The organism is Agrobacterium sp. Azo12, from assembly GCF_029193765.2.
Lineage (GTDB): Bacteria > Pseudomonadota > Alphaproteobacteria > Rhizobiales > Rhizobiaceae > Agrobacterium.
The window spans coordinates 1,150,199-1,175,756 of record NZ_JARFYO020000002.1; the positions used below are offsets into that span (position 1 = coordinate 1,150,199).

Here is a 25,558-nt window from a genome sequence, read left to right on the forward strand (position 1 = left end):
AGTCCTTTATTCAGACTTTGATCAAACCGGCCCGGTTGAGCCGACTGGCCAAACATCCCTCAGCTTTTCACCGGACAGGATGCGTTCTCGGCACTTAGCTTCACCCTCGCCATTGCGATCCGCCTCATCGGCAATGACCGCAACCAGTTCCTGAGGAATGACCACCACACCGGAAATATCTGCAAAAATCACATCGCCCGGTCTCACTTTCACACCCTTGATGTCGAGTTCGACCTGCGCTTCCGTCGGCTCCATGCGACCTGAAACACCAACCGGGCTGACACCACGCCCAAACAGCGGGTAGTCGAGCTTGCGGACTTCGGCCAGATCACGCACGGTGCCGTGCACGATGGTTGCCGCAGCACCAGCGGTTTTTGCGCCCGTAGACATCAATTCACCCGTGCCAGAACCCTCTGCGCAGGAAGCATCCACCAGAATGATGCCGCCTTTCACCACAGCATCGATCGCGCCGTGATAGACATCCTGCGGCTGCCCCTTACGGGTACTCGGTGTATAACGCACAGTCGACACCGGGCCACAAACCACCTGACCTGGCTTGAGAACACCGTGAAGCGTTATGCCGTCGAGAAAGCCGTAAAAACCATAATTGTCCATCACGTCATGGATATCGCCGGAGTACCAACGAGACAGCCGCTTGATCGCATCCCAGTTCACGTTGTTGTAGTCATAGGCACTCATTCAGATTTTTCCTCCCGTTTACCGGATCTGCTCATGGCCTGTTCGAGATAGGCCATACTGTTATCGATATGTTCACGCATTGCAGAACGGGCGCCCTTAACGTTGCCACTGCGGATCAGCGTGTAGATGTTTTCGTGCTCAGCCAAACCATCGGCCAAGGTTTTGCGCGGTACGCGACTGGCCACCTTGATGACCCCGGCAATCAGAGTGTGCAGATTGCCGTGAAGCGACGATAAGATTTCATTGCCAAGCGACTGAACCAGTGCCCGGTGAAATGACGCATCACCTTCGGTGAACTGCGAAAAATCATTGTTGCGCACCGAGTTACGCATGGCATCAAGGGAGGCTAGGACCGCTTCCGAAAGCTGCCCTTCTCCGGCAGCAATCCGTCCAACCACTTCCAGTTCGATCATGCGCCGCACATCCATGGCTTGCACGAGATAGGCCGTGTCGCGTGCAAAAAGCGAACCGACTGATGCAACGAGCGATTCCATGAACTGCCCGACATCGTCACGCACCACTTCCGCACGTTCACCGTGACGGCGGCGTACCAAGCCTCTCGTTTCAAGGATTTGCAGCGCCTCACGCACCGAACGCGTGCTGACACCAAAGTTGCGAGCAAGCTCTGCCTCCGAAGAAAGCCGCTCTCCCACCTGCAATTCGCCGGTCAGGATGCGGGTTTCAATATCCGCGACCACCTGCATATGCAGCTTGCCGCGATCAGGTGCAGAGATTGCCGTTGCGTTTACCATGCAGTGAACCCACCATCGACCACGACGTTTGAGCCGGTCATGTACGTTGAAGCATCGGAAGCCAGGAAGCGGATAACACCGTTATACTCACCCTTCTCCGCTTGGCGTCCCAAAGGCACGCGCTCCAGAAATGCGTCGACAAACTCCTTATCGAAGCTGCCGGTCTTAACACCACCAAACGAAATGAGATTGCAACGGACATTTTTTGGCGCCCAATAGGTGGCCACATAACGTGTCAGATTAAGCAATCCGGATTTTGAAGCCGCGTAGGAAACCGCCTTGATGAAAGGGACGCCGTCGCGTTTTTCGCGGTAGGCATAAAGCGCCTGATTTGGCGAGACCATCCCGTAGATAGAACCGACATTGATGATGCTGCCGCGGCCAGCCTCCGCCATGCGCGCACCGACAACCTGTGAACACAACATCACGCCGGTCAGGTTAACATCGATGATTTCATCCCAGTATTTCTGGGGATAGCTTTCGAACGGGCCATTCTGATCTGCCGCTCCGTTTGGTTTGCTGTCGATGCCGGCATTATTGACCAGGGCGTGCGGCACGCCCCATTCCGAGCACAGAGCATCCGTCACCGCCTCAAGCGCTTCCTTGTCGGTGACGCTCGCAACATAGACCTTCAGGCGACCGCCATGTTGCGGAAATTTTTCATCGATTGCCGCAGCATCAATCGGCCGACGGCTATAAATGGCGACCTTCGCGCCAGCATTCAAAAGCGATGAGGCAAACTCTGTCCCCAACTGGCCAAGACCACCGGTTACAACAATCACCTTGCCCTCAACGCTAAACAGATCAGTCATAAAGCTCCTCCTCTTCTTAACTCATGACATATGTCATATGTCATGAGTAGTCAAATCGAATCTCCCTATACTCACGACATGACAACTTGTCGCCGTATCCAACGACAGCAACGCGCTTAGTGATTGAAAGGAGAGAGAGAGAGAGAGAGAGAGAGAGAGAGAGCACAACTCATTGCCGCACTACTCAACAACGTTTCGGTGAGGGCATGCGAGGATCAAGGACACCTTATTCCGCAGCACCTTCAACTATGGGCAGAGCCCCCGCGCGCGCCCAATTCGACAGGGACGACACCAGGATTGGTTGCCCTGACACCAGACAAAGAAACAGCGCGCCGCATCACCATCTTGGCCAAGCGCCCGCAACGTACCCCAGGGCATTGCGCACCCACACAGTTGAAGAAGCCACAAAAAAAGGCGGCCCACATGCGTGAAAGCCACCTTTTACGAAGTCAAATCAGCGACAATTACTGCTGTCAAATCAAACAGAAGCCCTGCGACCACACCATCAGCTGGAAGAACAGAACACCCTTTAAACGAAGCTTCCCTTCGTGTCGCGGCTCCAGCGGCTCATCACGTCATTGAGCGTCTCAGGGAATTGGAATTCGTTTTGCTTCAGCCAGTCAGGATAGATATCAGTCGAGCGAACCAACTTCGTCACACGCTCTGGGTGAATGCCGACCTTCGACAAACCAAGCGACTTGATAAGCGTTGCGGCAGATGAGACAGCGCCACGCGGCACCATATATTCCCGCGCAGTTGGGAAGTGATCCTTGATAAGGACCGACACAATTTCTTCCAGCGTATATCTGCCGGGATAAGCGCCATTAAACAAAACAAACTTGTCCTCTTTCGCTTCAGCAAAGAGAATAGCGTTTATGAGGTCCTCAACGTAAATACATGCTTTAATTGTATTTTTTCGACCAGGATAAATAAAGAAGCCTTTTTTTAGCAACTGCGCAAGACGCGTGAAATTTCCACCCTCACCCTGACCAAACACCACTGCTGGGCGCACGATAACCAGCTTATTATCAGCCGCACGATCGAGCCAGGCCAAATGGATCTTTTCAGACAGCAACTTCGAGTGCCCGTAATCAGACTGAGGCGCAGGTACACTGCCCTCGGTCTTCATCTCTTCACTCGGCCCATAGACAGAAATAGAACTGGTAAAGGTGATTTTTTTTACACCATTTTGCTCTGCAAACTTGGTGATCTCGCTGGCACCAGCGACATTCGCAGAGTAGTACTCATAGGGCTGATGTCCCGGCGTCGTGTGCACAGCGGCAAAATTATATATGTGATCAACCTCAATGCCTGCCTTGAAACCAGACAGATCCCGAACATCAGCCACGCGATAATCAACGTTTGGCAATCTTTCTCTGGGCTCTTTTAGATCCAGCGAAATAACTTTTGAGCCCTCAGCAACCAGCCTACGCGTAAGTGTTGTTCCGATGAAACCGGATCCACCTGTCACGAGATATGTTGGCATAGGTTTATGTCCTTAAAAAACTGAATGAAAATCTCTGGTACAAACAATTCAAAAAAAATCTGTTCGATTTTATCTATCTAAATCATATGCAAATTCGAGCGACTGTGAAGCACGATGTCTTGAGCAGGGGCCTGAAATACACGCACCAATGTGGCGCAACAGACGAATCTGCACCAACACCAACTTTTAAGTCCCAATATTTAATATTGTTCAAATTTTGACATTGAGCGCAAATCATCGCATTATCAAAAAACAAGAGCCGACGAATTCAGCTTTCTAGAACTTCATAAAATGCTCATCACCATCAAACAAGAAGGGCCCAGACCTCCGTCAGAGAAGGCCTGAACCCCGTTTTAAACTCAATAAACTCGAGAGACTCTCATTTTCACAATGAGGAATTCTCTAAGTCGATCGACAATCACCTAGGCAAAAAGCCTGGGCAAAGCATGATACAGACAACCTCCTATTGGAGCATGTCTACTTAAAGCTACACCAACATGCCCCGCACAAAAAGTGACGCGGCAGCCCCGCCGCTATCAATAGAAGCCGAAATCGCCCTTGACGAGATCAGCGCCGTTTACGGACTTGATAGCGATGCTATATTCAAGGCCAGTAGCACTGTCGGTCAGCGTGTAGATGCTTAGACCTGGATTGTGAACGCCCGCGTCAGCCGATAGGGCAACATTCTTCACCAATGTCGATTCTGCACCAAAGCCTGTGAAGCGAAGGAAATCGTTTCCAGTAGCGCTCCAGCCACCAGCACCCTCAAAGTCCCAGATGTAGTCCTGAGCGCCGTGCCCCAGACCAGAATCGAAGTCATTCTTCGAAAACGCGAAAGTGTCGTTGCCTGCGCCACCGTACAGGTAGTCAACGCCCTTACCACCCATGATGAGATCGTTACCAGCGCCGCCGTCAATACGGTCAGAACCTGCACCACCGTAAATTTTGTCGTTGCCTGCGCCGCCACGAATAACTTCGCTACCTGCAGTACCGGTAAAAGTATCATCCCCTGGGGTCAAAACTGTTGTTGCCATTTCATTAATCTCCAATTAGAAAATTTAATAGGTGATTAATTATACGTTGCCCAACCTGTGTCAATATAGAAAAGTCGACTTTAAAACATTAAGATTAATTTAACCATTGCAACTTGAAACAATCAACAAGTAGCCGGAAAAATAAAATACATAACATATTATTAAAATTGCCTACAAGTTCGTAGACTCAAACGAACAACTGAGAAATACCCTCAACAGTTCTACGTTGATTCTGCACCACCACCAAAGAAGCCGCAATCATCACGCTTAAAGCCCTGACAATAATAAGAAAAGCTAGTCGAGGCTCCATCTATGCTATCGCAATGAATAAATGCGAGCGCAAAGTTCCTGACAAAGGGCACCATGACGCCCATAAAAGAGGGTGTAGTTTTCATCCGTAACAGATGGCAGATCTATCGGACTCTCAGAATGCCCCAAACGGACGAAACAAGCGATGCAAGTCAGCAGTAGATCGGCTTCATGAATTACATTAGCCACTTAAGCGGCGTTATTCCGGCGTCATATCGCCAAGAAAAACCATGCACCAAATTAATAATTGGGTGCATCTGCTCCTAGTCCATGCCAGAAAATGGTGAAATATCGATCAGCAGAGCAAGACGCAATAGACAACCGCCGACCACTAAAATTGACAGCGATGCGGCAGTTGGCATATTTTCAAGCCAATTATCTTACGGTCACCGCGCAATCCGGAAACCAAACATCGACCCGCATTCAAAATTAATGACTTTAAACAATACAACACCGCACCAGCTTACACCTGATACAAACCACAAAAGAACAGTATCTCATAGTGCAAACATTATATTATAGCCTATAAAAATACGGGTATTTACATTGGAAAACAAAAACAAAACTCACGTGAGCACGGAGTTCATTAAACCGCTAATATCTGTAGTGATGGCAAATTATTGTGGCGAGCTATATATTGAGGACGCAATTAATTCGGTCCTGCAGCAAAGCATCAAAGAGATAGAGTTAATCATATCGGACGATGCATCATCTGATCGCAGTGTAGAAATCGTCCGAAACATGATGAAGTCTGACAATAGAATTAGGTTGCTGACATCTGAAATCAATCAAGGGCCAGCAAGGGCTCGCAATAGAGCGCTAGACGAAGTACGCGGTGAATGGGTATCGATCGTTGACTCTGACGACTTGCTCCATCCATGCAGGTTTGAAAAACTGTTGCTTGCTGCTGATCATTTTAATGCTGATATCGTCGCAGATGACCTACTCCACTTTAACACGTCCGATAGCAACGACGTATCCTTTCTCCTAAGCGGACGGTATTTTTCTCAACCTTTTAATCTAACACTGGACAGTTTTCTTGGAGATCAAGACCAAAACGCACCTGCGTTCGGCTATTTAAAACCACTGTTTCGTGAGACGATCCTCAAGGGAGTTCGATACGATGAAACTTTGAAAATTGGCGAAGATTATGAATTGGTTTTGAGGCTGCTTATCAAAGGCGCACGATATACCGTCATACCGCAACCATTTTATCTATATCGACGACACAACAGTTCTATTTCCTATCGATTATCAGTGAAAACCGTGGAAGCAATGATTGTCAGCCACGAAAAAATTCGGTCTGCTCACGGACCATTCAGCAATAGCGTCGAAAAAATCTTCGATGCGAACATACGCTCACTCAATAACGCGCTCTTATTTGAGCGTTTCATTGCTGAAATCAAAGCTCGGCATTTTGTTTCCGGTGCGAAACTGGCGATCCGCCACCCGGGGCTTATCGGGAAATTTGCCAGAATATTTGGTGAGCGAACAGCCAAATTACTTAAGCGTCGCGACAAAGTCGCTCCTGAAACCCAAGCAAAAATTACGATTTTTTTTGAAGACACGCAAACGCTCCCGGTCGACCTGACCACAGCAAATGACTTCGCATTGAAGCACAATTCGACGCTTCTGATCGAAGCGGTTCCTGATTTACAAGACACAGCCACTTTATGGGAAAAACCATACGACGTACAAAAGAAACAACACCAGCGACTGGCCCGTTTCTCGGGCCTGAACACCGTAGCGCTGCTTTACAATAATCCAGCAGGTTACTACTACTCTGGTTTTATCCCTGCACCTGAGAAACGAACCAAACTGACGCCGATCAACAACTAAAGCGCATATACCCGGCGGGCCAAAAGACATAGAGAAAAGCGTTAATTTTCAAATACACCAGAGCCAAAACTAATATTTTAAGACGATTCACAAGGTAAGTAGTCAGTGGTTAATCGCTCAAAATTAAATATTCTTGCTCCTGTAGGTTATCCTTGGGATTTCAGCGGGCCTCGTCATTCAAAAAACAACGTAAAACGCAAACGTTTCGTTCCTTTCAACAGAATAAGAGGTGGACTTGACGGCTTTACGGTGTTCAATCCGGTCGACACATGGTCGTCCGATTTAATTCATGCATTCAACCGCATACCGTTAAACGCCAAAAGATTTGTGATTGGTTACGAGTCTCATCTCCCTCGCTTCTTCGGCAATCATAGCGGTTCATACGAAAAATTTCTGTACGGTCAGCTCCTATCTAAACGTTGCAAGAAGATTGTTGGTATTTCCAGATACGCTCAAAACAACTTCATCGAAGCGTTAGATAACGCCGATCTAAAAGACGAAGAGCGGTCGCTACTGAGGGGGAAACTCGACATACGATATCCCAATATGGATATTCCTGAGTGGAACAACCACGGACCGGTTTGGGAGGGTGAAATCAATCTGACGTTTGTCGGAAATCACTTTTCCAGAAAAGGTGGGTGTACGGTTCTGCGAATGGCAGAGCTGGCTTTCGAACAAAAGCTTCCTTATGTTTTTAACATTGTTTCAGCTTTGCAATGCGGTGGCTCCATCTGGACGGACCCATCGCGTGAAGAATTTTACACCCCATATCTTCGGTTGCTCTCGCTACCAAATGTGAGACATCATAAGACGCTACCTAACCCTGAAGTCATGAAGCTGCTGGAGCGTAGCCATTTTTCGTTGCTCACAACCTTCGCAGATACATTCGGCTACAGCGCGATAGAATCTATGGCGAAGGGAACGCCTGTTATTTGCACAAACCAGGGTGCGCTGCCGGAGTTTATCTCGGACGGCGTCAATGGATTTTCGCTGGCACCAGCCACGACCCAAGGCGCACCAGATTGGCGTCCGGACTTTAATAGTCGTGGTAATGCAGATTTCGAGCAGTTATTCGCTGGCAATGTCGAAAGGTTGGCAACCGGCGCAGTAAAGAAGCTGACACAAATCACAAATCCAGATCAATACGCTAACATGCGCAAAGCCGCGCACAACACCGCAAAAGACTTTTTTGATGCAAATACTGCGAGTGCGTATTGGGACGAATTGTATAACGTCGTATTAGATAGAAAATAGAGCTGTATGCAGATTTTTATTATTGGTTCAACAAGCCTTAGGGGTGCTCCACAATCGCAATATGCGAATTAGCGATCCTACCGTGACACACCCAAAAATCCGCGCAGACCGCCTTCGACGATCTCAATAACTCAGTCGTCTCACCTCTCTCCAGGCGGAGAATGATGAGTAACTAGCCAACAGGTATTTAACCTTCTTTCGGCAGACAGAAGGCGCTCGCTCAATTACCGGGTGCTAGGTTTGTTCGCTTTTAAGAGCTTTATTTCGAAGCCTAAAATACACTCCAAGGAGGACTGTTCAGGCGTGTGTCAATTCTCGACAGGTTACCATATTTTCGCGATGCGAGTACAACTCCTGACAACAGGCCGTGCAGCACGTTGACTATTCCTCTCTGAAGGCTCTTTCCAGCTGATCTCTGAGCGGCTTCATCAGGTAGGATAGAACTGTTCTGTCACCGGTCTGAATAAGAACTTCAGCCGGCATGCCAGGCACCAGAACAAGGCTGCCAAGCTTCTCAGTTTCATCTCTGCGAAGGAATATACGCACCGCATAATACGACATACCAGTTCTCTCATCCAACGTGAGATCGGCAGCGACACGGCTGACTTCACCTTCCATTTGCGGTGTAGTGCGTTGGTTAAAGGCTGTAAGCCTAAGAAATGCCAACTGGCCAACCCTAACCTGATCAATGTCCTTCGGTTGGATGCGCACATCAATGGCAAGCTCGTCTCCAACAGGAACAATCTGCATAATCGTTTCCGCCGGCGTGATGACACCGCCCACCGTATGAGCGGTCAGTTCGTGCACAGTACCGCTCAAAGGAGAGATAATGTTGATACGCTTGAGATCGTCTTCGGCAGCGATTTTTCGCTCGACGTACTCGCCGATCTGTGCCTGAACTTCTCTAAGTTCTGTTCCAACCTCAGTCCTGAAATCTTGATCAATCGCGAGGATTTCAAGCTCAGCTTCGGTGATTTTACCGGCAACCTGAGCTTGGAAGGCAACTTTCTCACCACGCTCACCGCCATAGGTCGCAGCCTGTGTCTTCAGACTGTTAAGTCTCTGAACAGATACGGCGCCCTTGTTTCGCAACCCCTCCAGTGAGGTAATTTCTGAATGAAGCACAGAAAGTCCATCGCTGTAGGCGACTTCCTGTGCCTTGAGTCCATCAATTTCATGATTGAATTGGATAATACGTTCCCTGAGGCGCGCTTTTTTACTTTCGCGGGACTCTTTTCTGAACGTAAAGATACGTTTCTCGGCATTTACCTCGTCCACGTCGTTTGTGAGCGCGAATGGTGCCGTCGCTTCGTCAGGTGCAAAGCCGTCTCTGTCATCACGCTCGGCTTCCAGACGTAACCGGCGCGCATTGAGTTCATCAAGACGCTTGCTCACGATGGCCAGGCTTGCCTGTACTTGCGTAGGATCCAGACGCATAAGTGTCTCACCAGCTTTGACGACTTGCCCCTCAGAGACCAAGATTTCGTCAACGATGCCACCTTTAGGGTGCTGTATCTTCTTTACGTACGTATTAACAACGAAGTGCCCCGACCCGACAATAGCGCCTGCGATATTCGTCAGGGCAGCCCAAGTGCCGACCACGCCGAAAAGCAAAACGGACGCAGCGAATCCAACCAGAAAATGCCGTTTGATAGAGCTGTAGGCTTGTGTGTCTTCAATGTCGTTCACTTGGGATCTCCGAAGTGTTGTTTTCTTCGGTCATATGCAAATCTTGCTTTGCAACGATCTTGAATTGCTGCCCACTTTGGCTCGGTTGAGAAGCACGCGCGGCGTTGGGCAACTGAAGAACCTTTGAGAGCACCTCATCACGCGGTCCGAAGGCCTTCTGCCTGCCGTTTTCCATCACCAGAACATAATCCACAGCGCTGATTGCGCTCGGCCTGTGCGCAACAACAATCACAATGCCACCGCGATTGCGAACAGCAAAAATCGCACGGACAACTGCTGCTTCACCTTCTGCGTCAAGATTGGCGTTTGGCTCATCCAGGACAACCAGAAACGGATTTTTGTAAAGCGCGCGAGCAAGACCAACACGCTGACGCTGTCCTGCGGACAGTGCATTGCCAGCTTCGCCGATATTGGTTTGATAGCCATTTTCAAACTGCAATATCATTTCATGCGCACCAGAAATCTTGGCAGCTTCAATAATTGCAGCTTCGTCTGGATTTTCCTCAAAACGAGCAATGTTATCTGCAATCGTTCCGTTGAATAGCTCGATCCCCTGCGGGAGATATCCAACGTGTTCCCCCAAAGCACGAGGGTCCCAGTGCTGGATATTCGCGCCATCCATTCGGACCTCACCAGCTGCCGGTTTCCAAGCGCCGACGATGGCGCGCGACAAGGTTGATTTACCTGACCCGGAGGCTCCCACAACACCAACTGCACTGCCAGCATTAACAAAAAAATTAACGCCTAATACGGAAGGTCTATTTTCACCAGGAGGTACAATGACGATGCCACTTAGTCTCAGTTGCGAGGTCGGAGGCGGAAGGGCCGTCAGTTCCGTTTCCAGTTCAATTTCTGCAGTTGAAGCCGTAAGCTTTCTCCAACTCTGAAATGCCATCTGCACGGATTTCCAGCTTGCAACAGCCTGTTCAATCGGTGCGAGTGCGCGTCCCATCATAATTGAGCTTGCGATCATAACGCCGGCCGTCACTTGTCTATCTACGACCAACCATGCGCCAACCGCTAATATCGCAGATTGCAGGACAATGCGGATAGTCTTCGACAAAATTCCAATTCCGCCAACAACGTCGCCGACTTTTCTGTTTTCTTCGATGTAGGCGAGGTTGGATTTGATCCACTGGTCCCGAAAACGGGATTCGAGGCCCATCGCCTTGATAATTTCAGCATTACGACGTGCAGAATCGGCAAGACTATTACGTGTAATGTTTTTTGTAATTGTTTCCTGAATGGGCTTTTTGGATAAAAAGCTGTTCAGAATAGACAGGGCGATCAACAGAAATGTTCCAACCGTTGCAGTCACGCCAATCCAGAAGTTAAAAAGAAAACAGACAGCAAGATAAAATGGCATCCACGGCAGATCGAAAATCGCAGCGGGCCCTGGGCCGGCAAAAAAGCCTCGAACATTATCCAAGTCTCGCAATGGCTGCAGACCGTCGCCGGTCATCCGCGAGGTCAATGGACGTCGAACGATCGCGGTGTAGACTTTTTTCGAATACACATTATCGAATAACTCACCCACTCGTAAAAGCAGTCGCGATCTCGTTGTGTCCAGAATAAATTGGAAGAGGTAAAGGATGATCGCGAGAAGTGACAGCCCCAACAAAGTTGGCACACTTCCGCTGGCAAGCACACGGTCGTAAACCTGTAGCATAAAGATGGGTGATGTCATCACCAGAATGTTGATGACGCAACTCATTAAGAAGAGGCTAAATGCCATAGATTTCGCATGAAATTTCATAACAATACCGATTGAAAAGACCGTTAGTATCTACGGCAAATAAAATCGACTTATTAGATGTTGTGCGAAAAAACACAAATAAAAAATTATGTATTGCTTAATATCAATGATTAATTTTCTGCCGCAGCAAACAAAAAAAACAAAATCTTACAACACTGCATTGCGATTCATGGATTATCACACAAAATCACTCAAGATTTCAAAAGAAACCCAGGCTGTATCTCCTTAAACCACAAATACAATTGCAATGTTTACGTTACCAACGACAAAGGCTCGACGACCCAACGCTAAAGCAGCAGCCGGCCTGACGTGACAAGGAAGAAATGCTCGTCCCCATGTACGGGCACGGGCGAATAGCGGCGGGCGACGCACAGACGCCCGCCTCGCTCCTCTCTGACGCGATATCTTAGAGCCAAGTCGTTAGTGCCTACAGTTGACCGGACGACTAAACCTTTAAAACGACATGAAATTTAGACAAGCCTACCGACGGCACGCCGCATCTTCACAGGCATTAATCTCCGCAAACACTGCTAGCGCTGCGCTTTTTCACGGGATTGTGGGATGCCTTACCTTACTCAAGAATTCGTAAAACTCCGGGTAATTTTTTCCCACAACGCGGATCAACAAACCTCGCGACATCGCTTTCAGCTTCGCACGGAACGTGAGTGCATGTGACTGATGAAATCCGATAAGGAACGATTTTAACAAACCATATTCTCTTTCGGAAATGCTGGAACGAAATGCTTCATTTGTAATATAATTTTCTTTTTCATTTTTGCCCGCAGAAAGCCACGCCAGACGCTGCAAGCTTTGAATACACCTTTTGAGGTCCAGTTCTCTTTTGAGATAGGAAGCATCAATTTCGGCATTACGTGTTGTCTGCTCCGCATTCTCCGCCCAAGCAGCAAGCGGCGTCATAGCTACGTAAACAGGCTCGCTAATAGCGTATGTTCTGAGATATTCTTGCGCCGTAGCGGTGCACTTTACACCAATTTCTAGTGTGCTTTTCGTATGCCGTGACCAGAACAAGCCACCATTTGACACACCTATACCAGTGATCAGCGAGAGCCGAAATCTTTCTGGCGGATACAGCCCTTCCTTAAAAAGATGGTTCAGTACTCCCACGTCACTTAATCTGGCATTCTCAGTTCCACTGGCAGTTTCAATCACTTGGTTACGTAGAACGACATTCACGTTGTGGAGATGACATAACTCTATATTCTCCTCGATAAATCGTTCGAATACGAAATTATCGTCCTCTAATACGAAGAAAAAATCTGCTGAGTGAGGATTCTTTTTCGTGAAGCACTGGTCGATATTTTTAGAGGCAAAGTTCTGCGGTGAGTTGTGGTTGTAGCGTATACGGTCATCATTGAGAGAAGCGCAAACCTCTCGGCCTGCGGCATCCGGATCGTCATCATAAACATCACAAATCCAATTGGACCACGTCTGATTGATGAGCGACTCTAATGCACGACGCAGCATAACTGGCCTGCGGTAAGTTGGAGTGCGAACGTGAACCAATTCATTCGATAACATTAGAATTTGCCCTATAGTTTGCCCCTGAAAACGGGAAAAAGAGATTATTCAATTCAAACAAAATATAATCAGATGTGCTTTGCCGAGAAGTAACCCTTTGCCAATCTGATGGCAACGCCTAGATAACCGGCACGCGAAGCCTCATTGCAAAAAACACCTTGCTGCCTCCTCATACGACACATGCAACGTGCTTTACCCTCGACGAAACCCATTAATCCGATACGGCTGACGCCCGATGATTTGGCGCTCCGTAGGGACGTTCGATGCTTCTCTTAAAGCGCGAGAGCTTTGCGCAATTTTTATATACGCGATGTATGGCAAGAATGATTGGACAGTAAACTCAGTAAAAAATGTCACCTCACTGAAACTACGAGAGATGCTGAATGCGACAATCGTGAACCATAGGACATTGTCTGCAGAAGGTGCTGAAACACATAGCTTGAAACCTCTGTAGAGCGCCAAATACAAGATTGCTACTTGTATTGCCACTCCAACATATCCAAGCTCCACGGCGTTAGAGATATAGGTGTTGTGAAAATTAAATCCGGCACCAGATGGAACATCAAATTCGGCCCAAAGCATTTCTGCGTCCGCGTTACCGATCACCCAGAAACCTCGGTAACCTACTCCAAACAGCGGATTCTTGGCGATCAGATAATAGGCGTAATCCCAAAGCTCTGTGCGACCCGTCAAGTCGGGACTCTTTCCAAAATACTCCAGCACACTCGATGTTATTTCTTCTGAGTACGTGGAGAGAATTGATCCCATGATTACAAAAAAAGCCACCAGAGCGAAGGTCGCTATGATCCGTACCGTGTGAGACATCCTTACAAGCATGCGAAAAAAAACGATACTCGCCAGGATAGGCATAATTGCCAGAATGGCTCCGGCGGACTGAGCAAGAGCAATAAAGATCGGCCCAACAAAAATGTAGCCTAGTGCAACAAGCCTCCACATCCGCATTTCCGGCATTTTTTGAACAGCAAAAGATAGTATCCACAAAATGGAGGCAAGAGCGGCAAATCCGTTTTTACTTCCAAAAAATCCAGCCCATGCTTGCCCTCGATTACCAGCCAATTCCATCAAGACACATATAACGCAACCTATCAGATAGGCGTAGAAAATCGCGCGTATTAATTTGGTCGAACTCAGCGACGTCGCAAATATTATAGCTATGCTCAACGTTATTAAGAGTTGAATTGCATAGCGGAAGGTAATGTCAGGATAATTAGACCATAACGCCGAAATTATGCAGTAAGCTGGAAGTATCAAAAGATGGCTATATTTCGCGGCATCACTGACAATCGATGGAAATCGTACAATACAAAAAGCTAGCCCGAACAGAATGAAACCTGCAGCTCCAAGATTTCCGACAAGTGGAATCAGCATCAACGCGAGAATCGAAAAAAAAGCGTTTGCAAACAACCACAACTCTACAGAAAGCCCGGAACTCTCTCCTCTACGAGCATTTTTTGACACAATATTCAAACTAACTTCCAATCATTGTAGCCGTTACCCCGTAGGTAAAAATTTGTTGCAATAAATCCGGCGACGTTCGTGTATGTGTCAGCAATGAATCATTGTCCTCAATATAACGTCACAAACCGCGACCACATTTCCAATAATATTTTTTCCCCAAACTCACAGCATAATCGCGAAATCGGCAATAGTACGACTTTCTTACGCGACACGTAATTTGTCGTCATGTTTCACCGACGCAGCGGTAACGACTTTAAGCCCTCACCGCTGCACCTTGCGACACCTTAAATCCCTGTCTTACTTACACAGTGAGGGAACCCACAAAAATCGATATCGACACGCTCCATCCTATACGAACGCAAATCGAAAGTATGGTTATCACAATGCGGTGACCTTGTAGCCGAGGACTTGCATGGTTAGTTGTTCGCCACCTGACAAGGGTTGCCAAGCACCGGCCCAGCCAGGATCTACACCATTGGCGGCCCAAAGGTCGAAAAATGCCTTCATTGGTAACGACGGAAATGATCCTTTGGTATCATTTGAAGTAATTGTTATTAGCTTCTGGCCATCAACATAGTAGGTGATCGACTTACCAGCCTCGTACTCAATGCCCAATTTGTAGCGCTTGCCAGAGAGATTTCCGGGAATAATCGGCTGATTGGGCCCCCTGCTCCACACCGCTGACTTAACGCCATTAACATTGGTCCACGTTGTAAGCGTAAGCCCCTTGGTGCCAAGGAACTCGAAATCAACTTCGTCCGACTTGTCGCGGCTCATCAACCAGAGAGGCGCAGCAACAAGACCGGAACGCATCTGGGGTAGGACGACGTCAATTTCCCAGAGCGCGTGGCTATAATATTGATTAGCTTGCACCTGAGCTGATGCTTTTTCGGAAACACTTAACAGAAGAGTGCCGCCAGATATGCTCGCATTGGCAGCCTGCCAGTTATACCCACCGAGCTTTGCCTCTCCCCATTGCGAAGGAAAAAAATCATTGGTGTAATTCCAGGTTTCAAGTTTAACTCCGGCCCAACTTGGGAGAGATTGCGCTGACACCGCGAACGGAACGAGAAATGCGAAAAGGAACGGGAGTAGCCTAGTCATCATTTGTCTACCTTTCGTAATTGATTGGTTACATGGATTTCTTTGCAGCTTATGTCTGCGAAAATAAATTGGCATAACGAAGGGGCACTACGTCAAATACCCACCCGAGGAGCGCAGGTAATACACTCCCAAAAACAGAACGACGCGTCGGAGAGGTCCGGTGCGCAAATCACTATAAAAAAGTGGTGTATGTGAGGGCAACCCAAAATCCGTCGCTTTGAACTCAATCTAAGGCATCCCGCAACAAACGCCCTAAAACGGCTAGAACAAAGTCAAAGAGGCGTCAGCACTGCAAAAAACTACTAATCCCAATTTTTCTTCGACCATAATTGCCGTACTAACTTAATATGTCCTTGATTTAAAAATTAATGTGATACGCGTCGCCACATATAATATCAGAATAATTATACGGAGATCATTTTATGAAATTGACCTATTTCAAGGGAACAGTGCCAAATTTTGGTGACGAACTAAACGAATATATGTGGCACAAATTGGTACCGCCCGGTTTTTTGGATGAAGACGAAAGCGAACTGTTTCTGGGAATTGGCTCAATCATTTGGAACAACCTGCCTAAAACCGCGAAAAAGCATGTTATCGGCTCTGGCTATGGCGGATATACCGACATGCCAAACATGAATGATGGCTCATGGAATGTGGTTTTTGTACGAGGCCCAAGAACAGCCGCCCTGTTGGATATTCCTGCGGAGAAGGCAATCGGTGACAGCGCAATTTTGCTGAGGCTTCTGGAGTTGCCCGCGCCTGAAAAGAAGCTTGATATCGCCTTCATGCCGCATTTTCACAGCTTCGACAGAGGCTTTTGGCCCGAGGTTTGCAAATTGGCTGGCATTCGGCTCATCGATCCACGCGGTGATGTCGAAACAATCCTGTCAGAAATTCGCGGCGCAAAGGCACTCATCACCGAAGCGATGCACGGTGCCATTGTTGCTGATGCAGTGCGAACCCCTTGGGTGGCAGCAAAACCGATACATGTCGAAAATCAGATGAAGTGGCTAGACTGGGCCGAATCGCTGAATATTTCTTTACGGCCACACGCTCTCGCTCCTTCGAGCCTGCTCGAAGCACATCTTCGGCTTTCGAAGACACGCAAAAACCATGGCCAAAGGGCATTCAGGTTGAACAAATCGGCATTGGCGAAACCTTTCAACCAAATCCTCACCCATTTCGCTGCTCGTCAACTACAAAAGCTTACCTCGGTCGAACCACAACTCAGCCAGGATAGCGACATAGCGCGCGCCACAGAAAGAGCGTCAACTGCCCTCGATCAATTTGTCGCCGGTCGCGCTTAGGTTAGAACGCTGTTAAAATAAAATGTTTTACCGATGAATTCGCGGCCTGACTTTTTGTCGGCCGCGAAAATCTCTGATGTAAGAACTATAATCTGACGTACTGCTTTGCCTTGATGTTCGATGAAATGCCGTTGCGAAACTGAGTTTAGAGCAAACAGCTTGGTCTCTCGTGTTGAAGCGGCGATGGCCTGGCCGTGATGGTGACACAATCTTTTCAGACAGGCTTCATAAGAGCAGTCTACTACACATTAAAAAGGCGCTTTGGGAACCTCAACTGTAAGAAAAAACACCCGTTAACTTCTACAGCAATGTCAACTTTCCAAACGCTCAACAATAAACTAAGATGCCGATAAAATTCTAAATATAAATATCTATAATCAGTATAGGTTAGAATTAATACCCGCGTTAACTTATTAATTTTCCACAAGGACTGTATTTTACATAATAGCCGCTGCTCCGACCTTGCGCGCCTTTATTGAACTACAATTCTATCGTCTACAGCGCTGCCGAGCCGCACATAATCATTTTGAAACGACGAAAACACAAAAGAACTGATGTTATGAACGTTTTATATCTTGTTCACGATTTAGCAGACTCAGCGGTACGAAAACGTATCAAAATGCTGAAGGCAGGCAATGCCACAGTATCGGTGGCCGGCTTTGTCAGAGAACAATCTTCCGGCGCCGTAGATATTGAAGGCTGCCAACCGATAGTTCTTGGAACAACCAGAGACGGCAAATTTGGCGACAGAGTTCTAAAGGTTCTCTTCAGTAGATCTGTTACGCAGCTCCACAACCAAAAATACGATGTGATTATTGCAAGAAATCTGGAAATGCTGGCGCTCGCGAGACGCGTCACCTTTTCCTCGAGGTCAGCGACAAGAATCGTTTATGAGTGCCTGGATATACACAGGATCATGCTCAATCAGGGCACGTTAGGAAAATTCGCCAGAGCAGTCGAACGATGGTTGCTTCGTAGCACATCAATGCTCATAACCAGTTCACCTGCTTATTTGACTAATTACTTCAAACCCAAACAACAACTGACGAAGCCTGTATTGTTGGTCGAAAACAAGGTTCTCGATCTAGAACAAAACGATGCTACCGCTGTAACAGAGCGCAATTCTTCTGCTGCGCCAACATGGCGAATTGGCTGGTTCGGTATATTGAGATGCCGTAAATCTCTCGCCATATTGAGCGCATTCTCGCGAATGATGGATGGCAAGGTCCAGGTTGTCTTGCGTGGAAAGCCTGCTTATCAGGAATTCGATAACTTCGATGCTGAGGTGGCGGCTGAACCTTACTTGTCGTTTGAAGGTGCGTACAAGTCTCCCGAAGATTTAAAATCGATTTATGAAGACGTGGACTTCATCTGGGCGATCGACTTTTTTGAAGAAGGATTGAATTCGAGTTGGCTTTTGCCAAATCGAATTTATGAAGGCTGCCGGTATGGCAGAGTGCCGATTGCCGTAAACGGGACCGAGACTGCAAACTTTTTGAAAAATAGTGCAATTGGGCTAACGGTGAAAGAGGCAACTCCCGAGGTTTTACGGGACATTTTTTCACAGATTACGCCATTAGAAGCAGACAAACTTAAGCAACGTGTTCAGCAAAGTGATCCGCGAAAGTTCACTTTCACCAAGGCATCATGCAGCAGCCTGGTAGACGAGATTAGTAAAGAGCGAACCGGGTCCGCTCAAATCACGATTTTAGAATAAAATATTAGGAGATAAAATTGAAAAACATCATCGTTATCCCCTGCCTGAATGAAATAAACCACATCAGCTCAATCATCGACAGCATGGCCAAGCAGGCTACTCTCATCGGTGCTGATTTGATTGTTGTCGATGGCGGCAGCACAGACGGGACTATTCAAGAAATAAAATATAAAGAGAATCAGTACGACAATGTATTTTTTCTGGACAACAAAAAGAAAATACAAAGCTCGGCAATCAACCTCGCCGTAGAGCATTTTGGCGCAGGTGCAGAATATCTGATCAGGATTGATGCTCACGGCGGTTATCCGGAAAATTACTGTCAAATCCTGATAGAAGAAGCTACGAAAACTGGCGCAAGTTCAGTTGTTGTTCCCATGAAAACAGAAGGTTTTGGTCTTTTTCAACGGGCAACGGCGATTGCTCAAAACTCCAAACTTGGTACCGGAGGGTCAAAGCACCGGGTAGGTTCGGATGGTTGCTGGGTGGATCACGGACACCACGCATTAATGCGCATTGATGCGTTCCGCAGTGTGAATGGCTATGACGAAACATTCACGCACAACGAAGATGCGGAGTTGGACTACCGCCTCCTGAATGCCGGGCATAAAATATGGATGACTGACAAGACCAGGATGATTTATTACCCACGTCGAACCGCGAAAAGCCTCTTCCGGCAATATCTTGGTTACGGCAGAGGCCGCGCCAGAAACATCATGAAACATCGCGCAATTCCTAAAATTCGACAGATGGTACCCTTGTTGGTTGCTCCGTCTGCCTTTCTTGTTGCGCTTTGCGTCATCCACCCGGTTGCAGCTTTGCCATTTTCTCTCTGGGCAGGAATTTGTATTGCAATTGCGGTTCTCACAATGGCACGCGAACGCAGTTTTGCCGCCCTTTTGTCCGGACTGCCAATCATGATCATGCACATGGCATGGTCGATTGGTTTTTGGCTCCAGATAATTGGCATGCAAAAAAAGAGCTACACCTAAACAAGCTGATAGCTGTGATGACGTGTAACGTGAGTTCCAGAGAGAACTCCGTTATGCGTCCTATGAAAACAACCCGACTTCGTGTATGGTCAAAAGCCTATTGATTAGAGCTTTGATAAAAAACGTAATTTCAAATAAGTGGATGATTATTCATGGTGCCGGAAACGGTAATTACGATTTGCATATGTACCTTTAGACGGCCTCAAATAACACTTACACTAGGATCTCTTTCCGGTATCAAAACGGACAAGAGCTGGAACGTTAACGTTATTGTCGCTGATAATGATTTTACGCCAAGTGCCCGCGAACTGGTTGAGGCATCTGCAGTGGGGTTTCCATTCCCTATCCGGTACATTCACGCGCCCGCTAGCAATATCTCTATCGCAAGAAACGCATGCCTTGGCGCGGCAAAGGGCGATTACCTGGCATTTATTGACGACGACGAAACCGTTACCACTGACTGGCTTATCGAGTTGATGAATGTGGCAACAAAAAACAATGCCCATGCCGTTCTCGGTCCCGTAAGAGCAATTTTCTCCAAAGACTCGCCAAACTGGATGGTGCAAGGCAATTTTCACTCAACGTTCCCCACGTTTGTAAATGGAGAAATCATAACGGGCTACACGTGCAACTCCCTTCTGGATATGCGCCAGCCTACACTTTCCGAGCTAAGATTCGATATTGGTCGGGGCAAAAGTGGAGGAGAAGATACTGACTTCTTCGATCGGATCTACAGCAACGGCGGTCGGATTTCTTATGCCGAAAATGCTTGGGTGGAGGAGATCGTGCCGTCTTCTCGGGCAAGTTTAAAATGGCTTGCGACACGGAGATATCGCTCGGGTCAAACACACGGCAAAATCCTCTTGAAAAAGAAAAAGCAGGCCATAGCTCGCGCCTACGCTTTTCTAATCACAAGCTTCAAGGCGGCGTATTGTTTTTCCGGCGCGGCGCTCACTGTTTTTTCTCCCGTATCCTGGCGGCGAAACTATATAAGGGGCGCGCTCCACATTGGCGTGCTCTCCGCGTTGGTAGGCGCCCAGGAAATCGAACAGTATGGAGCCACGCTCACGGATGGAAAAAACACCAATGCCAGGTGAGAAAGACAAGCTTCCCTCACAACAGGCCGGCGATTCTTATCAGCATTTGAAATCCGGACGCGCTAAAGCCGCCATCGTTGGTGTCGCATGGTCGACGATGAACAGCCTAGTTCCTCTGGTCGTGAGCGTTGGCGTATTTACGATTACCTCTCGCTATCTGTCGCCCGCCGAATTCGGCGTCGTTGCGTTCGCAGCAGGTATTGCCAGTTTCGCGAGCGCGATTGCACCAATTGGATTTGGCGAAGCAATCGTACAAAATACTAATATCGAAAAAAAACACCTGGACAGTGTTTTCTGGCTTTGCGTAGCGGCAGCCGTAATCATATACGGCGGTCTACTTCTTGCGGCGTGGCCATTATCAGGCATGTCTGGTGAAGAGCAGCTAGCGGCATTTATTGCCGTTATTGGCGCTCGTGTAATTTTCGATCTGGCAGCAACTGTGCCAAATGCCCTGCTCACTCGCTCAATGTCATTTGATCGACTAGCGCTTCGAACGACATTGGCCGCAGTTGTTTCCGCGGTTGTGTGTCTCACGACGCTCGCAATGGGTTATGGCGCATGGGCCTTAGCTATTTCTCAATTGTCAGCGGCAATGGCCGCCTCTGTAGCCGCTTTTCTGTCTGTAAAGTGGAAACCAAGTCTGCACGTAGACAAGGCATCTCTTTCTGAATTGAAAAGATTTGGACTTTTTGCGTCTGGAAACCGCATTCTTACAACAGTAAGCGTCGACCAGGTAATGGTAGGCTTTCTTCTTGGAACAACGCCTCTTGGCCTTTACGGTTTTGCTCAGCGTATTCACCAGATACTCAGCCAGCTTATTGTTGGTGTTTTGAGCTCGGTTTCCTTTCCTCTTCTTTCTTCACTTAGAACAGAGCAAACAAAACTCAGAGAAGTATTTTTATCGGCCACATTTGTATCTTCAGCAGTTTCATTTCCAGTTTTCCTAGGACTAGCCGTTGTCGCCCGCGACTTAATCCCCTTCGTATTCGGAACGCAGTGGGTTGATGCCGTGCTACCGTTGCAGGCTTTCTGTGTAATAGGCCTTCTAACCTCAATTGGTGTGCTGCAATCGTCTTTGATCCGCAGTCAGGGCAAAGTTGATTGGTGGATGTGGTATATGGCGACAAATCAATTACTGACGGCTTTAACCGTATTAATTTCCTACAGTTTTGGCGTAGGGGTTATGGTTTTCGCTATTGCGCTGAAAACATTGCTATACTGGCCTGTCTCAGCTGTATTGACTGCAAAAATCCTGCAAATGAACACATGGTCTTATCTGAAAATCTTCACGGTTCCGCTTGCCGCAGCGATCTTAATGCTATTAGGCACAAGCTTGTTGCATGAATACCTCGGCACGCAAAAAGAGATTGTGCGCCTACTCCTCGAGATAATTTTTGGAGCGAGTATTTATGTTTGCATAACGTTCTATTTTGCCCGAGATAAAATATCGAATTTAAAGTCTGTATTTAAGAAAACACGGTCGTAGGCACCACAATAAAGCTCGCCTCGTGTTACGTGATACTCAATTTTCAACATTGAACTTCGATCAATAAATCGACCAAATAAAAGGCTTCAAATGAAACTGGTTTATTTCAAAGGTACAGTTCCAAATTTCGGCGACGAATTGAATCCTTATTTGTGGGAGAAATTGCTGCCCCAGGGTTTTCTGGATAATGACAGCGCGGAACTTTTCCTCGGTATCGGCTCCATTCTCCATAAGCATGGTTACCCACAGGAAGCGAAGAAACACGTTATCGGATCAGGCTATGCTGGATATGGGGAACCGCCGCCCGTCAGTGATGGCTCTTGGAATGTCGTATTTGTAAGAGGCCCGCGCACGGCAGCGAAACTCGGTTTACCTCCTGAAAAAGCTATCTCCGATACCGCGATACTTCTGCGCACAATTGATCTACCCCCACCTAGTGATCCGTGTGAGATTGCCTTCATGCCTCATTATGAAAGTCTTGAGCGAGGCTTCTGGCCTAAGGCATGCCAACTGGCTGGGGTAAAACTTATCGATCCAACCGACGACCTCGAGAAAATCATGTCGCAAATCAAGGGCGCGAAGCTTTTGATCACAGAGGCCATGCACGGAGCAATCGTCGCAGACGCTCTTAGAACACCTTGGATATCGGCAAAACCAATTTACAGCGGCCATCATGCCAAATGGTTCGACTGGGCTGAATCTTTGTCAATTGAATTGCGCCAAACAAGACTTTGGCCATCCAGCATTTCCGAGCTTTATACCCGCTTAACGAGACGCGGCTCGCCGGAAAGCATCGTGGGACGGCTTAATAAAAAGGCAGTGGCGGCTCCAGCCAACGCAATCTTGACATATATTGCCGCACAAAGACTGCTGCAACTGGCAAAACTTGATCCGCAATTAAGTGCAGACAGTGCTATAAAGCTTCAAACTGAAAGAGCACAAGAGGCCGTTTTCGGTTTTGTTGCTCAACACAAGAAGTGAACTGAAAAGATTGTAGGCTTGCTTTCATCATTTCGCGAGAGACGGTCTGAAATTCAGGCCGTCCATGCTGTAATTTTCATGGCGCTCGCAAGCTGAGCCACGACGTTGTAGTGTCATAAGACACTAAACAGCCGCGAATTTTCAACCAACATTCGTTTGGCTCAATCGCATCGCTTGGCAACACGGCCAAATTGACAAAACCGCACCTAAGGTCAATATAATTCCTTACGACTTAACTAGCACTCCCTGACACATCTCAGCGTGCCCATCAGTAAAGTTTCGAAATGAAGATTGCTGTCGCCGGACTTGGTTATGTTGGACTATCTAACGCCGTACTCATCGCTCAAAACCACGAAGTCGTCGCCGTTGATCTTTTGCAGGAGCGCGTTGATCTTGTTGCAGCACGCAAGTCACCAATCGTCGACAAGGACATCGAAGAATTTCTCTCGACAAAAGAGTTAAAGCTGTCAGCAACGACCGACAGTGCGGCAGCGTACACCGGCGCAGATTTTGTTATCATCGCAACACCGACAAATTACGATCCACAAACAAATTATTTCAACACAACAGCTGTGCAGTCAGCAGTCGACGCAGTGCTGGCGGTTAATCGCAACGCCTGTATTGTCATCAAGTCAACTATTCCAGTTGGTTTTACGGAAAGTTTGCGAGAGCAGACAGGCTACAGCAACATCATATTCTCTCCAGAGTTTCTTCGTGAAGGTAAGGCCCTTCACGATAACTTACATCCATCGCGTATCATCGTTGGCGACAAGTCAGATGCCGCCAAAGCCTTTGCTAACTTGCTACTGCAAGGTGCATACAAAAAAGACGTGCCTGTTCTTTTTACCGGTTCAAGCGAAGCTGAAGCAATCAAGCTGTTCGCCAATACATATCTTGCAATGCGTGTGGCATACTTCAATGAAGTAGACACCTATGCTGCATCACGTGGGCTGGAAACACGTGACATTATCGACGGTGTCTGCCTCGATCCACGCATTGGAAATCACTACAATAATCCATCGTTTGGATATGGCGGTTACTGTCTTCCAAAAGATACCAAACAGCTGTTGGCGAATTACAGCGAAGTGCCACAGTCACTGATCCGGGCCATCGTGGACTCGAATTCAACGCGAAAAGATTTCATATCGGAAAGCATACAACGCCTGTCTCCTAAGGTTGTCGGCGTCTATCGCCTGACCATGAAGGTTGGCTCAGACAACTTTCGTGACTCCTCTGTCCAAGGCGTGATGAAACGTATCAAGGCAAAGGGTATCGAGGTTGTGGTTTACGAACCCAGCTATCAGGAAAGTGAGTTTTTCCGCTCAAGGGTCATCACAGACCTTGAAGAGTTTAAATCTCGCAGCGACGTCATTCTGGCTAACCGTATTACGCCTGAGATCGCTGACGTCGCTCAAAAGATTTACACGCGTGACATCTTTGGCGTCGATTGAACCTTGCGGAATGCTTCCAGGCACAGTTTGACAACTAATACGCCTTGCGGAATGTGAGATTGTATCTGACATGACCGGTTTTGGGATGATCGCCGTCTTTCAACGTCAGGACACCGTGGTAGAACAGGCGTGAGGCGCCGCCCCAGACAACGACATCGCCATGCTGCAGCAGGTATTTTTTGACCTCATCTGTTCGTCTTAGACCTCCGAACTGGAATGTCGCCGGCAGACCGAGAGATATGGAGACGATTGGGTTTTGAAAATCCTTTTCGTCCCGATCCTGATGAAGCGACATGCGTGCGCCGGGCTCGTAACGGTTTATCAGGCAGGCGTCGGGTGAAAAACCTTCGTATCCCGCCTCTGCCGCGGCCTGTTCGGCAAGTTCGCAAAAAACATCAGGCATCTCAGGCCACGGCTGTCCCGTCTCCGGATCATTCTCCTGATATCGATAACCTCGACGATCCGTAACCCAACCTGCCCTACCGCAGTTGGTCATGGCAACCGACATGGAAAAGCCGCCAGGCGTCATCATGTTGCGAAACGGCGCGCGGTCGGAAATCTGGCACACCCCATCCAGTAACTTGTCCTCCACGTCAAGCGCCCGTTGACGTAGCAATACGGCGCCTTCTGCCAAGTCCTGCCGAGACGGCTCTGGTGATTTCATCTCCGCAAATAAATCATCCATTATCAGAACCTCCTGTGCTTGTTTGTCTTGAAAGAGATACGCCATATCGTCGCACGTAACAGAGGTTATTCGCACCCATTCCATGCCCAA

General features: G+C 47.9%; 20 protein-coding genes. 9 read left to right on the forward strand and 11 right to left on the reverse strand.

The genetic code is table 11. From position 1 onward, the window contains the following. Positions 1–21: 21 nt before the first annotated feature. The 5 genes from PYL13_RS21625 to PYL13_RS21645 form a co-directional block, all read right to left on the reverse strand. On the reverse strand, positions 22–699 hold the full coding sequence (locus tag PYL13_RS21625) for an RraA family protein (protein ID WP_275642307.1): 678 nt from the start codon (positions 697–699) through the stop codon (positions 22–24). Continuing rightward, positions 696–1,451 (reverse strand): FadR/GntR family transcriptional regulator, encoded by a 756-nt coding sequence (locus PYL13_RS21630; RefSeq protein WP_275642308.1) that lies wholly within the window; start codon positions 1,449–1,451, stop codon positions 696–698. The genes PYL13_RS21625 and PYL13_RS21630 overlap by 4 nt, the downstream gene beginning before the upstream one ends. Beyond that, a complete protein-coding gene (locus PYL13_RS21635; protein ID WP_275642309.1) occupies positions 1,445–2,263 on the reverse strand; it encodes an SDR family oxidoreductase in 819 nt (272 codons plus the stop codon). The genes PYL13_RS21630 and PYL13_RS21635 overlap by 7 nt, the downstream gene beginning before the upstream one ends. Before the next feature lie 529 nt (positions 2,264–2,792). Then, positions 2,793–3,749, reverse strand: a complete 957-nt coding sequence (locus PYL13_RS21640; protein ID WP_275642310.1) for an NAD-dependent epimerase/dehydratase family protein — start codon at positions 3,747–3,749, stop codon at positions 2,793–2,795. A 536-nt stretch (positions 3,750–4,285) separates the two neighbouring features. Further along, on the reverse strand, positions 4,286–4,783 hold the full coding sequence (locus PYL13_RS21645; protein WP_275642311.1) for a calcium-binding protein: 498 nt from the start codon (positions 4,781–4,783) through the stop codon (positions 4,286–4,288). 855 nt (positions 4,784–5,638) lie between these two features. Here PYL13_RS21645 and PYL13_RS21650 point away from each other — a divergent pair. Beyond that, positions 5,639–6,931, forward strand: a complete 1,293-nt coding sequence (locus PYL13_RS21650) for a glycosyltransferase family 2 protein (protein ID WP_275642312.1) — start codon at positions 5,639–5,641, stop codon at positions 6,929–6,931. A 105-nt stretch (positions 6,932–7,036) separates the two neighbouring features. Further along, positions 7,037–8,185 carry a glycosyltransferase family 4 protein gene (locus PYL13_RS21655; RefSeq protein WP_275642313.1) on the forward strand — a complete coding sequence of 383 codons (1,149 nt, stop codon included), beginning with the start codon at positions 7,037–7,039 and terminating at the stop codon, positions 8,183–8,185. Between the two features lie 381 nt (positions 8,186–8,566). Here the strand turns inward: PYL13_RS21655 and PYL13_RS21660 are convergent, their stop codons facing one another. The 5 genes from PYL13_RS21660 to PYL13_RS21680 form a co-directional block, all read right to left on the reverse strand. Beyond that, a complete protein-coding gene (locus PYL13_RS21660) occupies positions 8,567–9,874 on the reverse strand; it encodes an HlyD family type I secretion periplasmic adaptor subunit (protein WP_250985252.1) in 1,308 nt (435 codons plus the stop codon). Then, positions 9,861–11,630 carry a type I secretion system permease/ATPase gene (locus tag PYL13_RS21665; protein ID WP_250985251.1) on the reverse strand — a complete coding sequence of 590 codons (1,770 nt, stop codon included), beginning with the start codon at positions 11,628–11,630 and terminating at the stop codon, positions 9,861–9,863. Before PYL13_RS21665 ends, PYL13_RS21660 begins: the two co-directional genes overlap by 14 nt. Before the next feature lie 546 nt (positions 11,631–12,176). Further along, complete coding sequence (locus PYL13_RS21670) at positions 12,177–13,169, reverse strand: glycosyltransferase family 2 protein (RefSeq protein WP_259146864.1); 993 nt, start codon at positions 13,167–13,169, stop codon at positions 12,177–12,179. A gap of 192 nt (positions 13,170–13,361) precedes the next feature. Further along, the gene (locus tag PYL13_RS21675; RefSeq protein ID WP_250985353.1) at positions 13,362–14,648 is read right to left on the reverse strand and encodes an O-antigen ligase family protein; all 1,287 of its coding nucleotides are present in this window, start codon (positions 14,646–14,648) and stop codon (positions 13,362–13,364) included. Positions 14,649–15,026: 378 nt separating this feature from the next. Then, positions 15,027–15,755, reverse strand: a complete 729-nt coding sequence (locus PYL13_RS21680; protein ID WP_250985249.1) for a family 16 glycosylhydrolase — start codon at positions 15,753–15,755, stop codon at positions 15,027–15,029. A 419-nt stretch (positions 15,756–16,174) separates the two neighbouring features. On the opposite strand from PYL13_RS21680, the gene PYL13_RS21685 reads away from it, so the two are divergent. The 7 genes from PYL13_RS21685 (at position 16,175) to PYL13_RS21715 (ending at position 24,783) form a co-directional block, all read left to right on the forward strand. Next, positions 16,175–17,062 (forward strand): polysaccharide pyruvyl transferase family protein, encoded by an 888-nt coding sequence (locus PYL13_RS21685; RefSeq protein WP_250985248.1) that lies wholly within the window; start codon positions 16,175–16,177, stop codon positions 17,060–17,062. 559 nt (positions 17,063–17,621) lie between these two features. Continuing rightward, positions 17,622–18,779 (forward strand): glycosyl transferase family 1, encoded by a 1,158-nt coding sequence (locus PYL13_RS21690; protein WP_250985247.1) that lies wholly within the window; start codon positions 17,622–17,624, stop codon positions 18,777–18,779. A 17-nt stretch (positions 18,780–18,796) separates the two neighbouring features. Further along, positions 18,797–19,768, forward strand: a complete 972-nt coding sequence (locus PYL13_RS21695; RefSeq protein WP_275642314.1) for a glycosyltransferase family 2 protein — start codon at positions 18,797–18,799, stop codon at positions 19,766–19,768. A gap of 152 nt (positions 19,769–19,920) precedes the next feature. Next, the gene (locus PYL13_RS21700) at positions 19,921–20,865 is read left to right on the forward strand and encodes a glycosyltransferase (protein ID WP_250985245.1); all 945 of its coding nucleotides are present in this window, start codon (positions 19,921–19,923) and stop codon (positions 20,863–20,865) included. Then, positions 20,840–22,351: a lipopolysaccharide biosynthesis protein gene (locus tag PYL13_RS21705; protein ID WP_259146856.1), complete on the forward strand. Its 1,512-nt coding sequence runs from the start codon at positions 20,840–20,842 to the stop codon at positions 22,349–22,351. The genes PYL13_RS21700 and PYL13_RS21705 overlap by 26 nt, the downstream gene beginning before the upstream one ends. Before the next feature lie 90 nt (positions 22,352–22,441). After that, positions 22,442–23,332: a polysaccharide pyruvyl transferase family protein gene (locus PYL13_RS21710; protein WP_259146855.1), complete on the forward strand. Its 891-nt coding sequence runs from the start codon at positions 22,442–22,444 to the stop codon at positions 23,330–23,332. Between the two features lie 284 nt (positions 23,333–23,616). Further along, a complete protein-coding gene (locus tag PYL13_RS21715; protein WP_275642315.1) occupies positions 23,617–24,783 on the forward strand; it encodes a nucleotide sugar dehydrogenase in 1,167 nt (388 codons plus the stop codon). Between the two features lie 34 nt (positions 24,784–24,817). Here the strand turns inward: PYL13_RS21715 and alkB are convergent, their stop codons facing one another. Then, a complete protein-coding gene (gene alkB / locus PYL13_RS21720; protein WP_275642316.1) occupies positions 24,818–25,468 on the reverse strand; it encodes a DNA oxidative demethylase AlkB in 651 nt (216 codons plus the stop codon). Between the last annotated feature and the right edge of the window lie 90 nt (positions 25,469–25,558).